Genomic DNA, 13,644 nt, shown 5'->3' on the forward strand with positions numbered 1-13,644 from the left:
GCCATGCACATGGATACACATGAATATTTGGATTTTGAGGATGTGTTGATCAAGCCTAGGCGCAGCCCCATTAATTCCCGCCAAGAAGTGGATTTAACCCGTTCTTTTAAAACAAAAAGTGGGCTTGTGTTAAATGGCGTGGGGGTGGTGGCGGCAAATATGGACGGGGTGGGGACCTTTAGCATGGCCAAAGCCCTTGCACAAGAAAAAATGTTCACCGCCCTGCATAAATTCTACACCCTAGAGCAGTGGGTGGAGTTTGCTAGGGATAATGCCGCAATCTTGCCCTATGTGTTCGTCACCATAGGCACCAGTGAGGCAGAGCTAGAAAATCTCGAGCGTATTTTAGAAACGATCCCCATCTTGACAAACATTTGTGTAGATGTTGCCAATGGCTACAGCGCGCACTTCTTGCCCCATGTGGCTAGGGTGCGCGAGAAGTTCCCGGATAAGGTGCTGATGGCGGGCAATGTGGTGGGGGCAGAGATGAGCGAGGCACTCGTGCAAGCGGGGGCGGATATTGTGAAGGTGGGCATTGGTCCGGGTAGTGTGTGCACCACGCGCAAAATGACAGGCGTGGGCGTGCCACAATTTTCGGCGATCGTGGAGTGTGCCCAGGCGGCACACGCCTTAGGCGCTCTTGTGTGTGGGGATGGGGGCTGTGCCTGTGTGGGCGACATCGCCAAGGCGATAGCGGGGGGCGGATTTTGTGATGCTGGGGGGGATGTTGGCAGGGCATGCTGAATCTGAGGCCAAAATCGTAGAAAAAGAGGGCAAACCCTATGCCTTGTTTTATGGCATGAGTTCATACACCGCCCAAGAGCACCACGGGGGGGTGCGCTCTTACCGGGCCAGTGAGGGCAGAGAAGTCTATTTGCCCTTTCGGGGGGCTGTAGCGGCGTGTTTGCAAGAGATTTTAGGGGGACTGCGCTCCACCTGCGCCTATGTGGGCGCGACCAACTTAGAGGAGTTGCCTAAAAGGGCGATTTTTATCCGCGTGCGACGGCAAATTAACCCCGTTTACAACCATTTAGAGAGCCCGCATGGAAGTTGATTTAATCCACGCTAGGGCGCTTTACTACCGCCTATGGCACTATCTTGTGGTGTTCGTGCACAATGAAGAGCTGTTTAAAGAGTTGCAGAATTTAGTAGCGCATTTAAAAGACTATCCTTTCAACACCCAAACTGCGCAGGCGTGGCAGGAAATTGAGAGCTTTTTGGGGCAGGGTTTAGAATCGTTTAAAGCCGAGCAAAACTCCGTGTTGTTTGCCCCCGGTGAGCAGTTTGTGCCCTTGAGTGCATCTTATTATTTAGAGGGGCAGGACAATGGCAAGAAACGCCTAGAGGCGATTGCGCTTTTAAAAAAATCGGAGCTGCAGATCGAAAGCCACACGCTGAGCGCCCCCATAGCTGAGGACGATTTGGCATTTTTGACCTTGATGATGAACGCTTTTTTAAAGGAGATGTTGGCTAACCCACACTTCTTTGCGCTGCACGCCACGCTCTTTAAAGACTTCTTCCATTTATTTAGCGATGCCTTCATTAACGCTATTTCTACACACCAAGAAAGCGTGTGTTATAAAAATTGTGCTATAATCCTTGGCGCATTTATCCAACACGAACGATTGTTTTTTAATTTGGCTTAGGAGGTTTGATGAACGAGAGCGGATATCGAGAAGAAAACGAGACTAGAACAAGACGCGAGGTTTTAAAGAAGTTAGGCATTTTGGGCGTGGGGGCGATCTCTAGCCAAAGTCTGTTGGCGGTGATGCCCGAAAGGCGTTTTCCGGACACGGATGCTAATAGCAATGGCGTGGTGGTGGGCAAGAGCAATAAAAAAGAAATTCTTTACCACAAAACCCCCGCTTGGGAGATTTTTTATAAAAGTGCATGGTAGTTTTAAGGAGACAACATGGGTAATTTAAGTCGGCGCTCGTTCTTAAAAATGGGCGCAATCGGGGCGGGGGCAGGCGCAAGCCTGGCCTTTGCCAACACCAAAGTCAGCAAAGAAGAGAGTGTGATCGACCCTAATGAGGGGGTCAAACGGGTTAAAACCATCTGCAGTATCTGTTCGGCCGGATGTGGGATCATCGCTGAGGTCAAAGACGGGGTGTGGATTCGCCAAGATGTTGCCCAAGATCACCCCATCAGCGCGGGCAGCCACTGCTGCAAAGGCGTGGATCAAATCGACTTAGTCAAGTCCAAAATGCGCCTAAAATACCCGCTCAAACGCGAGGGCGGGCAGTGGAAGCGCATCAGCTACGAGCAAGCGATCAACGAGATCAGCGAAAAAATGCTTAAAATGCGCGAAAAATACGGGCCTGATAGCATGATGTTTTTAGGCAGTGCGAAAATGAATTCGCAGCAAGCCTACTACTGGCGCAAGTTTGCCGCCTTTTATGGGACAAACAATATAGACCATGTAGCCCGCATTTGACACAGCACCACAGTCGCCGGTGTGGCGAATACATGGGGGTATGGTGCGATGACAAACCACTTCGGGGACATTGTCGGGCATTCTAAGGCGATTTTGATGATCGGGCTAAACACCGCCGTGAGCAACCCGATCGGCTTTAAGCACTTTTTGCAAGCAAAAGATCGCAACAACGCAAAACTCATTGTGGTCGATCCGGTCTTTACAAAAAGTGCGGCTAAGGCGGATATTTATGTGCGGATTCGCTCAGGCACGGATATTGCCTTTGTGTATGGCATGTTGCATTTGATCTTTAAGCATGGCTGGGAGGATAAAGAGGTCATTAAAAACCAAGCCTATGGGATCGATGCGATCAAAAAAGAGGCGCTCAAATACACGCCCGAAGTGGTGGAGGACATCACCGGCGTGCCCCAAGACCTTTTGATCCAAACGACTAGGGTTTTTGCCACCGCTAAACCGGCCACTCTAGCGTGGGCTTTGGGAATCACCCAACACAGCGTGGGCAGTGGCAACACCCGCATGCTCTCCATTTTGCAATTAGTTTTAGGCAATATGGGTAAAAAGGGTGGGGGCTGTAATATTGTGCGTGGGCATGACAATGTACAGGGGGCCACGGATATGTGCTGTGTCGCGGATAATTTGCCCGGTTATTATGGCTTAGGTGAGGCTAGCTGGAAGTATTACGCCAAATGCTGGGGCGTGGATTATGCCTATTTACAAAAACGCTTCTTTAGCCCTGAGTGGATGTTTAAAAAGGGCTTTAGTCTGTCGCTCTGGTTTGAGGGCGTGTTGCAAGAATCTAAGACCCACTCCAGTGCGCCCATTAAGGGGCTTTGGGTGCAGGGTAATGGGGTGAGCTCTCTAGCGCACAACACCAAAATGGCTAAAGCGATTGAGAAACTAGACCTCATGGTGATTGCCGAGCCCTTTTTAAACGAGGCGGCGATTTTGACAGATAGACCCGATGGGGTGTATGTCCTGCCCGTAGCGACCCAATTTGAATGCGAGGGGATCGTGGTGGCGACCAACCGCGCGGCGCAGTGGCGCAGCCAAGTGGTTAAACCCATTTATGAAGCCAAACAAGACCACGAGCTGATGTTTGAAATGGCAAAGAAATTTGGCTTTTATGAGGAATACACCAAAGCCTTGCTCTGTGATTTTGATAAAAACGGGGAGCTGGTGCAGGTGCGAAAAACTTTCCAATGGCCAGAAGACGCTACCCGTGAAATGGCGCGCTCAATTAAGGTGATTGGGCTTGGGGGCTGGACGCCAGAGCGGCTTAAAGCCCAACAAGAAAACTGGCACATGTTTGATTACATCAGCCAAGAGGGCTATGGACCGATGAAGGGGCAATACTACGGCCTGCCTTGGCCTTCTTGGACACCACAGCACCCGGGCACGCCCATCCTCTATGACATCAGCACCCCCACAAAAGAGGGGGGCATGGGCTTTAGGGCACGCTTTGGCGAGGAACACGATGGGCAAAGCTTGCTCGCTGATAAAAGCGTTACCATTAAGGGTTCGGCGATCAAGGGGGGTTATCCCGAAATCACGAAGGCAAACATCGAAAAAGTGCTGGGGATCAAACTTACCCCACATGAAAAAGCCATCATGGGGGATAATTGGAAAGTGGATACGAGTGGGCTCATCCAAAAGAAATGCGATGAAAAGGGCGTGTGTGTCTATGGCAATGCCCGCGCACGCGCCATTGTGTGGAACTTCATCGATCAAATCCCCAAACACAGAGAGCCTTTGCACTCCCCACGCCCCGATTTGGTGAAAAAATACCCCGCCATTAAAGACCAAGTGAATAATTTTAGAGTCGATGTGCGCTTTGCAAGCGAACAAACTAAGCAGGAGTGGGCTAAAGAATTTCCCATTGTGATCGCTTCTATGCGCTTGGTGAATTTGAGCGGAGCGGGCATGCTAGAGCGCACCAGCAAGTATCTATCCCACATCACGCCCGAGATGTTTTGCCACATCCATCCGGATTTGGCACTCAACCACGGGATCAAAGACGGGGAGATGATGTGGATTCACTCTCCCGAGGGGACTAAAATTAAAGTCAAGGCGATCTTTAGCCACGCTGTCACCCCCGATCGCATTTGTATGCCTTATAGTTTTGCGGGGATTTTGCAAGGCGTGGATTTAAGCCATCGCTACCCCGAGGGCACCAAGCCCTACACTATCGGCGAGAGCTCAAACACAATCACCAATTACGGCTTTGACCCGGTAGCCCAAATCCCTGAATTTAATGCCGGCTTGTGCCGCATTGAAAAGGCTTAACATGGCAAAAAACTTAGAAGCTAGCAAACAAATCCCCAATGCCAATCGCATGAAATTTTATTGCGATGATAACCGCTGTATCAGCTGTTTTGCTTGCTCTGTGGCGTGCTCGCACTCCAACGAACTAGAAGTGGGTCTTAATCGGCGCAAGGTAATCACGCTTTACGAAGGTGTGGAGGGCAAGGAAAAATCTATCTCCATTGCTTGCCAGCACTGCACAGACGCACCCTGCGCGCAGGTGTGCCCCGTGGATTGTTTCTACATTAGAGAAGATGGCATTGTTTTACATAACAAAGAAACTTGCATTGGGTGTGGGTATTGCCTTTACGCTTGCCCCTTTGGTGCGCCCCAGTTTCCCAGAGATGGGGCATTTGGCGTGCGTGGGGTGATGGATAAGTGCACCATGTGTGCCGGCGGACCCGCCCCCACCCACTCTAAAAAAGAAATGGAGCTTTATGGGGTTAATCGTATCGCCAGCGGGCAAGTGCCTATGTGTGCGGCGACCTGCTCGACTAACGCCCTTTTGGTGGGCGATGCCTTGAGTATCGCTGACATTTATAGAAAAAGGGTCATGGCAAAATACGCCAACGCCCAAGACTTCAAAACCAAAGCAGCGCACCAACTAGAGGGTGCCACGCCTTAAGGGGGGCTTATGAAAAAACTTGTGGCTTTTGTGGGGCTTGCGATGGGTTTAAACGCCCAAACCACACCCCTAGATCAAGAGCGCATTTTAGGCATTTTGCCCTATGGACAAACCCACACGGGCAAGTTAGGGGCGATTTGGACCTTGTGGCAAGGGCATTATTTTTTATGGCTCTTTTTAGCCATGGTAGTGGGGGTCGCCTCAGCCTTTCTCTTACACTACCTTGTCATCGGACCTAAGCAGTTTGCGCACAGCGGTCAAAAAGTCCCCTTTTTTAGCTTGTTTAATCGGATCGTCCATTGGATTGCGGGGGTGTCTTTTATTCTGCTTGTGCCTACGGGACTTGTCATGGTCTTTGGTGCGTTCTTTGGGGGAGGCGCGTTTGTGCGCCTTTGTCGGATCACGCACAGCATAGGCTGTGTGATCTTCATCATCGCCGTGATCCCTATGCTACTCATGTGGTTTAAACCCATGATTTTGAGCCTCGCAGATTTTAAATGGCTCTTTATCATGGGCGGATATCTCAGCAAAGAACATAAACCCGTGCCGGCGCATAAGTTCAATGCGGGGCAAAAGACTTGGTTTTGGGTGGCGACTTTGGGCGGGTTTGTGATGATCGCCAGTGGCGCAGTTCTTTATTTCAACACCAATGATTTAAGCCAAATTGCCGACTTTTTGGGACTCTATCAAATCTCGCTCTTGCGTTTAAGCGCCTTGGTGCATAACTTCTTTGGGCTCATGCTAGTGGGCTTTTTCATCGTGCATTTGTACATGTCTTTGTTTGCCATTAAAGGCTCTTTGCAGTCCATGATCGATGGCGATAAGGAGCTTGAAGAGGTGAAAATCCTGCACAGCTTGTATTTAAAAGAGGGGTATTGATTTTAGGGCTGTGAGAGCCATCTAAGGGCGTTTTCATAGCTCTTGGTGCTGGCTTTGTTTTGGTAAGCGATGTCAAACGCCACGCCGTGATCAACCGATGCCCGTTTGATGGGTAAATTTAAAGATACATTGATGCTTTCTTCAAAATAAAGGGCTTTTAGGGGGGCCAGGCCGACATCGTGGTAGAGGGCCACAAAATAGCGGTGCTTGGCTCTAAAGTGAGGCGTAAAGGCGCTGTCTGCCGGCACAGGTCCTAAGAATTTAGACATTCTTAAAAGCGTGTTGACTTGCTCAATCGCCTCTTTAACCTCTCTATCCTGCATGCCGATCGCCCCATTGTCCCCACAATGCGGATCGATCCCCAAAACCACAATCTGTTCATCCGTATTTAAAACCCACGCTAAGCTGTGTAAAAACTCTTTTAAAGGCTCTAGGCGCACCCTAGCACTCACCACACTTAAAGGGATGTGTTCGCTAAAGAGCGCAACCCACAGACTAGGGCAACCAAGCACCATGATCGCCTCTTGTTGGTATCTTTCTCTTAGTAAAGCAGTGTGCCCGGGGGTGTTAATGCCGGCCAGTTGCCAAGCGTGCTTGTGAATCGGCAAGGTGCAAACCCCGCTAACCTCTCCATTGTCTGCCAAGTCCAAAGCCTTTAAAAAACTCGCATGGCTGTAAAATCCGCTTATCTTGTCTATTTGGGCGGGCTTGATGGCAGGCGTTAGAGCGTTGGGGGCGGCACACTGCATGCTCTCTAGGGCTTTGGTGTAAGCGTGGTTTAAAAGGGTGTTGGCTTGTGTTAAAAGTTCTAAATGGACGCAATAAAGGGGCTGGCAAATTTGACTAATTTGTGCGTGTGCCTTTAGGGCGATCTCTAGCCCCACGCCTTGGATGTCCCCGATAGAGATGGCGATTTTAAGGCGCACAAATCGCCTCTTGCATGGATTGAATGGCTTTTTCTAACCCCATAATCACTGCCCGCGCGATGATGGCATGTCCGATGTTAAGTTCGCTAATACCCTCTAACTTTGCCACGAGCCCCACGCTCGCATAATTCAAGCCATGCCCGGCGCACACCTCTAGCCCCATTCCTTGCCCTTTTAGGGCACTTTGGGCGAGCTCTTGTAAGCTTAGTTCAAGCATATTTTTTAAGGCAATGTTGTCCTCTGGCAAATCTAGGCGGTTTTTATGGCGTTTAAAGCTTGTGTAAAGGGTGTTGAAAAGGTTGCTGAATTTGCCCGTGTGCAGCTCCACAACCCCCACACCTAATTCCAAAGCCCTTTGCAAATTTTCAAGGCTCGGATCAATAAAAAGGGCAACTTCAATCCCGCAATCGGCATACGCCTTAATTGTGTCTTGCAATTTGGGGTGTTTTAGGTTTAGTCCCCCCTCTGTGGTGATCTCTGCGCGCCTCTCAGGCACTAGGGTAACTTTAAAGGGCTTTAGGGCGCATAGGATTTTGGTGATTTCAGGGTCGATGGCACACTCGGCGTTGACGGGCAGCGGAGCGTGTTTGAGGATGCTTGTGACATCGTCCTCGTGGATGTGGCGGCGGTCCTCTCTTAAATGCAAGGTGATCAAATCCACGCCCGCATTTTTGGCGATAAAGATCGCCTCTAGGGGGTCGGGTTCGTGGATTTTTCGCGCCTCCCTGAGTGTAGCGATGTGATCGATGTTTAAACCTAGACGCATGTTTGTCCTTCTTTCAGTTTAAAGTAAAGCTTGAGATACCCTAGTACAAATAGGGCGATGAGGAGCAGCAGGGCGTAGGGGTGGTGGCGGGCAATGTAGCTTATCCACATAAAAGGGGCGTTGGCTAAAACGATGGTAAGACCCGTTAGGGCATTGGGGTTTAAAAAGCGGGGCTTCTTTTGCAGGGTTTTAAAGAGTAAGGTGTGTAGGTGCAGGGCATCAGGCAGGGTCGCCTTTTGTTTCTGCAACTTGCGCCGCACAATGGAAAACAGCACTTCGGTTACCGGATACACCATTAAAGCCAGCCCAAACCACGCACTCACTACCCCTTTAATCGATAAGTCCATGAGACTTGCCCCCAAAATAAAGCCCAAAAGATACGCTCCCTCATCGCCTAAGAAAATGCGCCCTTTGGGAAAATTGAGCACCAAGAAGCCCAGCACCGCCCAAAACAACGCCAAAATGAAGGGGTTTGGGGCAGCTAAATAAATAAAACCCAGTGCCAAGCAACTAAAGCCCCCCGCTAGCCCGTGAAAGCCATCAATGATATTCATGGCATTTACCACACCCACGAGCATGAACACGCTAAGGGGCAGGGCTATGATCCAAGGCAGGCTAAATAGGGGGGAGAAGTCTTTTAGCACCAAGGGGGCAAGCAGCACCACAAGCAGCACGCCCAGACTTTGCAAAATGAGGCGCAATTTGGGGCTTAAAGAGAAGTTTAAATCTTCTAAAAAGCCACTGGTAAAAACCAGCACCCCTCCTAAAAACCCCCACACCCCTAAAAACCCCCACTAAAGATAAATACCAAAAACACACCCAAACCCCCGCCCTTGGGGTTTTTTGTGTGTGGAAGCCCTGGGGTTTGTTGGCGTTATCGGTGAAAATCTCTGTGTTTTTGGCGTAAAAGATCACGCCCAAGGCACAAGCAAAACTTAGTAAAAAGTAGGCAAACATAAAGGGCATTATACCCTAACAAAATGCTATAATGCACCCTATGCTAAAAAAGTTATCCCGTTTGTTTGCCGTGTTTTTATTGTTTAGCAATTTGGGGCGCGCTGAGATCTCTCGCGATGCCGTGATCTTAGAGGACATTGGCGATGTCTTGCGTCTAATGCCCATATTTGTAGGTGTGGTGAGTCTTGGCATGCGCGATTACCGGGGAATGGGCGAGCTAGCCATCGGCTCTTTGGTCACCCAGGGCGTGATCTATGAGGTCAAAAATATCTTTTCGGATGCCCACAAAAGGGGGGCGTATGTGCCCTTTGCCAAACGCCCTTGTTGTGATAGCTGGCGGGGGATGCCAAGCGGGCACGCCGGGGGGGCGTGGAGCGCGGCGGGGTTTGTCTACTACCGCTATGGCTGGAAGCCCGCCCTGCCCGTGATTGCCCTAGCGATCTTAACCGATGCGAGTCGGGTGGTGGCACGCGAACATTCCATTTTGCAAGTAGTGGTGGGCTCGCTCATTGGCTGGGGTTTTGCTTACCTTTTCACCTCCAAATACCGCCGTAACTGGGAGTTATATCCGGAAATTTCTGTAAACGAAAAGGGCTATACCCGCTATGGGATGCACTTCCATTATAGATTTTAGCGATTAAAGCAGGATATAAGCCCCTAGCTGTGGAGTGTGTTGCAAAATTCGATAGGAGACTAGGAAGTCTAGGGGGAGTTTGGATAATCTAAGCCCTCTATGTTATCACAAGTTTCCCGTAGCACAAAATTTTTAGGCAATAGTTTCTAGCATAACTGACCTCAAAGATATAGCTGAAGAATCGATCCTTGATATAAAAGCAAGGACCATAGAATAAATTATTATAAACAAAAGGCAGGGTCCACAAGTTGTATAGCGCAGATGTACTAGTTGGAATACATGGGTAAATCTTTCTAGAGTACACAGTTTTTCACATGTTCTTAAAGTCCCTTGCAGAACGCAATTGTGGAGCTTTATAGATCTGTGCAAAATATTTCTTGAAGTATAGAAAAATCAAGTTCGTTAAAACAATCTAACCAGTTGCGTAGTTGGAAGACTTTGCCAACCCATTTATCAAATATAAGTTTTGAAAAGATACCCGTCTCGTGCAATAAAAAGGATATCCGTAATGGAATTTTGCAGGGCATATTCCTTGATATACTGGGCAAGCCTACACCAAGGAAACCGGCATATTGGATAAAAAATATTTGTAGTCCACTCTCTTGAGCTTTATTGTGATTAGAGTGTGCGTTATCACCTATATGTAGAATTTGACTGGCTTGGATTTGTAAATCTTGTAAAACCTGCTTATAGAGATTCCCACTTGCCTTACTCACTTTAGAATGACTAGATACATAGAGTGCATCAAACCCTGTAAAACTCTTTTCTTGCAAAAGTTAACATAAAAAATCCTTGGGGAGAGATACATGTCGCTTACAATCAAAACTTTCTTGCCTAGGGACCTTGCATATTCGTAAATCTCTCGCATTTCTATATTTGGTTGTAGCATTAGACTCACTACAAAAAACCTAGACAACTTCATAGGTATACATCCAAGCAAGATAAAAAAATTCTTAGGTAAGTGAGCGAAAGTCCACTCCTCGAATTGTCCGCCCATTCTAGCATAGGGCAACTAAAATTCGCTAAAAAATTAGCAAGAAATAAAGAAATGCCCCACTCTACCATAACCCATATTAAACCCCAAATGAAGCCTCCAAAATCCGCTATAACAGCCCCTTTAGTTAAAACCAAAAGGCGTCAAAGTTGCCTCCAAGTTAAGCGTGCTTTTAACATCACATCTACAGAGGACATCACCCGTTATATCTTGTGTTTCAATGAGCAAAAAGGATGCAAAAATGTCTTATAAAATGACCTAGATAGGAGTAGATTTAAAGTTTATTAGGGACAATTAGGGCTTTTAAGATAGACTTGTTGGTTACTAAATTTATATTATCAATGTGATAAAGGGGTTTTAAGGTTTATCTTATTTACTTTATGTTAAAAGTCATTCGTCTTTCATTTTTTACAAGGATTACAATGAAAACCATAAAAAAAGCGTTAAAGCTTGGTCTGTGTGCTGCAGCTGCAGTTGCTTTCTTACCGACACAAGCAAGTGCGGTCGCTTTCGCCTATGATTTAAAGTTCATGAGCTTTACTTATAACTTGGCGGGCAAGAATAACCCTTATTGGAATAGCTTGCTCAATATGAAAAATAGAATCATGCCCGAGATCGGGATTCAGTTTGACAAGCATCAGTCTATCATGTTTGGGGCGTGGTTTATCCAAAACCTCCACACCCACATTAGTTACTTCCCCTACTCTTGGGGCGTTACGATGTATTACAGCGCGGTGGGCAAGGATTTTAGGACCTACATTGGCATCATCCCCAGAACCTACACCATGGCAAACTACCCCCTAGCCGCCTTTAAAAAACTCTTTTGGTTCAAAGACCCCACCGTTAGAGGCGCGATGTTCCAATACAAACCCACCTATAACCCTAACCGCTGGTGGAATGGCTGGGCGGAGTTCATTGTCGACTGGTATGGCGGGCGCAACTGGAACAATGTTTGGGGTAAGAAATACGCCGCCAACCACTACAACATGAACCAAATGCTCTACTTTGGGGGGAGTGAGTGGTCGTTTTTAAAAGGGTATTTGGGCTTTGGCGGGCGCGTGGTCGCCTTCCACAACACCAGCTCTTATAGCATGGGCGATCCTTACCCCTTTGACGGGCACTCTGACCCGGCTATGCGTGGACAAACTCCTCTATGGCCCGGGGGCTACCCCTATGCCAGCGGCGAGCCTCTAGGCGGTGTGCCCGGGCAATATGCCAACCCCACCGTGCTCGATCGCATTTACTACTATGGCTACATCAAAAGCAACCTTAAACGCTTAGCCCCCTTCTTGGACAAACTCTCTGTCGCCTTTGGCACCATGAGCGAGCAAGAGCATTACTGCGTGCGCAAAGGCAATAGTTGCGGACCTAGCCAGTGGTATAACAGCTTTGGTGGGCAGTTTGACTTTGACATACAATACAAGGGCTTTGGCTTTTACGACAAATACTACTTCTCCGACAAGCCCCAAATGAAATTTTATGGGACTTATGGGCGCGCGCTCTACACAGGCTTGCCATGGTACCACGCGCCTAACTTCGAGCGCATCGCGCTTTACTATGTTTACAAAAACAAGTACCTCAGCGTGCGCGCGGATGCCTTCTTTAACTTCATGGGTGGGGGCAATGGGCATAGCCTCAATGGGCATGGCGGTCATTGGTACACCACTTTCCAACAATTCGTGACCGTGGCGATCGACACCCGCCAACTTGTGGATTTCATCCGTGGCCACAGCCACAAAATCTAAAGGGCTAAAAACACCTTTAATCTCTCTAGGCTCGCTTGATAGCCTAGAATAAATAAAGCCTCTTTCACCCCGATCCCCCCCGCTTCTCCAAGCAGGGCGATCCTTAAAGGCAACATCACCACCCCCGCTTTAAGCCCCTGACTTTGCATAAAGGCGTGTAGGGTTTCGTCTAAAGTTTCTGGGCTACTAAAATCTTGCGCTTTTAGGCTAGCCACAAGGGCATTTAACACCTCTAGGGCTTGCTCTTTGTTTTTAAGCTTGTCTAGGGCGTAGTGTGTGGGCGGGGTTAAAACTTTAGCCACCTCGTGCGCCATGTCTTTGAGGGTTACCACCCGACTTTTTAGGGCTTCTAGCAAAATATCTTGTTGCGCCGGGCTTAGGGCATGAAAGCCATTTGGCAAGCTAAAATCTTTCAACAAGGCCTTGAGCGTGTCTAGGGGGCTTTCTTTAAGGTAGTGGCTGTTTAACCACTCTAGCTTATGCGGGCTAAAGCAACTGGGTGCGCTGTTTAAATCTTTGGGGTTAAAAAACGCCTTCATCTCTTGCAGGCTAAAAATCTCTTGGTCTTTGTGACTCCAACCCAAACGCACCAAGAAATTTAAAAGTGCATCCCTAAGATAGCCCAACGCCTTATAATCCATCACCCCCATCGCCCCATCTCTTTTACTGAGTTTGTGCCCTTGTTCGTTTAAAATCATAGGCACATGGTAGAAGTTAGGGATTTTAAAGCCTAGGGCTTGGTATAAAATGATTTGTTTAGGTGTGTTGCTTAAATGGTCGTCCCCTCTAATGACATCGCTAATCCCCATTAAAGCGTCATCAATGGTAACCACAAAATTATAAGTGGGTACACCATTGGAGCGTGCGATCACAAAGTCGTCTAGCTCCTCGGCTTGCACGCACACCTCCCCCTTAACCCCATCTTTAAAGTGCACTTCCCCACTTAAAGGGGCTTTGATACGCACCACGGGCTCTATGCCACTGGGGGGCGTGCCTTTAAAGTCGCGGTAACGGCGATCGTATCTTGGGGTGAGCCCCTGCGCCCTCTGCGTTTCTCTTAAAGCTTCTAATTCCTCTTTAGACATATAACAATAATACGCCTTGCCTTCATCAAGTAGCTGCTGTATGTAGCCCTTGTAAATGTCTAGCCTTTGGGACTGATACCAAATTTCGCCATCCACCTCTAGCCCCACCCACTCAAAGGCTTTTAAAATCGCCTCTGTAGCTTCCTGCACATTGCGATCAAGGTCTGTGTCCTCAATGCGTAAATAAAACTTCCCCCCACAAGAGCGGGCGTAAAGGTAATTGAAAAGGGCGGTTCTCAAGCCGCCTATGTGTAAATGCCCCGTAGGCGAGGGTGCAAAGCGTGTAATCACCATT

10 protein-coding genes and 2 pseudogenes are annotated in these 13,644 nt (G+C 48.4%); 8 read left to right on the forward strand and 4 right to left on the reverse strand.

All coding sequences use genetic code 11. The features are described 5' to 3' along the window. The first annotated feature begins 9 nt into the window (after window positions 1-9). The 6 genes and pseudogenes from K6J74_RS05835 (at window position 10) to K6J74_RS05865 (ending at window position 6,242) form a co-directional block, all read left to right on the forward strand. A pseudogene (locus tag K6J74_RS05835) lies at window positions 10-1,054 on the forward strand (GMP reductase). Continuing rightward, on the forward strand, window positions 1,044-1,646 hold the full coding sequence (locus K6J74_RS05840) for a molecular chaperone TorD family protein (RefSeq protein ID WP_221271356.1): 603 nt from the start codon (window positions 1,044-1,046) through the stop codon (window positions 1,644-1,646). The pseudogene K6J74_RS05835 and the gene K6J74_RS05840 overlap by 11 nt, the downstream one beginning before the upstream one ends. An 8-nt stretch (window positions 1,647-1,654) precedes the next feature. Continuing rightward, window positions 1,655-1,897 carry a hypothetical protein gene (locus tag K6J74_RS05845; protein WP_221272635.1) on the forward strand — a complete coding sequence of 81 codons (243 nt, stop codon included), beginning with the start codon at window positions 1,655-1,657 and terminating at the stop codon, window positions 1,895-1,897. Window positions 1,898-1,912: 15 nt separating this feature from the next. Beyond that, on the forward strand, window positions 1,913-4,720 hold the full coding sequence (locus K6J74_RS05855; RefSeq protein WP_430886777.1) for a formate dehydrogenase subunit alpha: 2,808 nt from the start codon (window positions 1,913-1,915) through the stop codon (window positions 4,718-4,720). Window position 4,721: 1 nt separating this feature from the next. After that, window positions 4,722-5,363, forward strand: a complete 642-nt coding sequence (gene fdh3B / locus K6J74_RS05860; RefSeq protein ID WP_053828273.1) for a formate dehydrogenase FDH3 subunit beta — start codon at window positions 4,722-4,724, stop codon at window positions 5,361-5,363. A gap of 9 nt (window positions 5,364-5,372) precedes the next feature. Further along, window positions 5,373-6,242 carry a formate dehydrogenase subunit gamma gene (locus K6J74_RS05865; protein WP_053830779.1) on the forward strand — a complete coding sequence of 290 codons (870 nt, stop codon included), beginning with the start codon at window positions 5,373-5,375 and terminating at the stop codon, window positions 6,240-6,242. A gap of 2 nt (window positions 6,243-6,244) precedes the next feature. Here the strand turns inward: K6J74_RS05865 and pdxA are convergent, their stop codons facing one another. The 3 genes and pseudogenes from pdxA to K6J74_RS05880 all read right to left on the reverse strand — a co-directional run bounded on the left by pdxA (window position 6,245) and on the right by K6J74_RS05880 (window position 8,900). Next, window positions 6,245-7,168, reverse strand: a complete 924-nt coding sequence (pdxA, locus tag K6J74_RS05870; RefSeq protein ID WP_221271361.1) for a 4-hydroxythreonine-4-phosphate dehydrogenase — start codon at window positions 7,166-7,168, stop codon at window positions 6,245-6,247. Beyond that, complete coding sequence (locus K6J74_RS05875; protein WP_221271363.1) at window positions 7,158-7,934, reverse strand: pyridoxine 5'-phosphate synthase; 777 nt, start codon at window positions 7,932-7,934, stop codon at window positions 7,158-7,160. Before K6J74_RS05875 ends, pdxA begins: the two co-directional genes overlap by 11 nt. Next, window positions 7,925-8,900: pseudogene (locus K6J74_RS05880) on the reverse strand (glycosyltransferase family 4 protein). The gene K6J74_RS05875 and the pseudogene K6J74_RS05880 overlap by 10 nt, the downstream one beginning before the upstream one ends. A 31-nt stretch (window positions 8,901-8,931) precedes the next feature. Here K6J74_RS05880 and K6J74_RS05885 point away from each other — a divergent pair. Together K6J74_RS05885 and K6J74_RS05890 are read left to right on the forward strand one after the other, a co-directional pair. Beyond that, window positions 8,932-9,525: a phosphatase PAP2 family protein gene (locus K6J74_RS05885; protein ID WP_221271365.1), complete on the forward strand. Its 594-nt coding sequence runs from the start codon at window positions 8,932-8,934 to the stop codon at window positions 9,523-9,525. Between the two features lie 1,416 nt (window positions 9,526-10,941). Further along, a complete protein-coding gene (locus K6J74_RS05890; protein ID WP_260321553.1) occupies window positions 10,942-12,264 on the forward strand; it encodes a hypothetical protein in 1,323 nt (440 codons plus the stop codon). Here the strand turns inward: K6J74_RS05890 and gltX are convergent. After that, entirely contained in the window at window positions 12,261-13,643 is a 1,383-nt protein-coding gene (gene gltX / locus K6J74_RS05895) for a glutamate--tRNA ligase (RefSeq protein WP_221271367.1), read from the reverse strand. The genes K6J74_RS05890 and gltX overlap by 4 nt on opposite strands. Window position 13,644: the final 1 nt, after the last annotated feature.

The organism is Helicobacter sp. NHP19-012 (genome assembly GCF_019703325.1).
Taxonomy (GTDB): domain Bacteria; phylum Campylobacterota; class Campylobacteria; order Campylobacterales; family Helicobacteraceae; genus Helicobacter; species Helicobacter gastrofelis.

Coding starts and splice junctions, on each gene's coding strand:
- K6J74_RS05875 (WP_221271363.1), bottom strand. CDS start 7,934: ATGCGTCTAGGTTTAAACATCGATCACATCGCTACACTCAGGGAGGCG.
- K6J74_RS05840 (WP_221271356.1), top strand. CDS start 1,044: ATGGAAGTTGATTTAATCCACGCTAGGGCGCTTTACTACCGCCTATGG.
- K6J74_RS05865 (WP_053830779.1), top strand. CDS start 5,373: ATGAAAAAACTTGTGGCTTTTGTGGGGCTTGCGATGGGTTTAAACGCC.
- K6J74_RS05845 (WP_221272635.1), top strand. CDS start 1,655: ATGAACGAGAGCGGATATCGAGAAGAAAACGAGACTAGAACAAGACGC.
- K6J74_RS05890 (WP_260321553.1), top strand. CDS start 10,942: ATGAAAACCATAAAAAAAGCGTTAAAGCTTGGTCTGTGTGCTGCAGCT.
- gltX (WP_221271367.1), bottom strand. CDS start 13,643: ATGGTGATTACACGCTTTGCACCCTCGCCTACGGGGCATTTACACATA.
- K6J74_RS05885 (WP_221271365.1), top strand. CDS start 8,932: ATGCTAAAAAAGTTATCCCGTTTGTTTGCCGTGTTTTTATTGTTTAGC.
- fdh3B (WP_053828273.1), top strand. CDS start 4,722: ATGGCAAAAAACTTAGAAGCTAGCAAACAAATCCCCAATGCCAATCGC.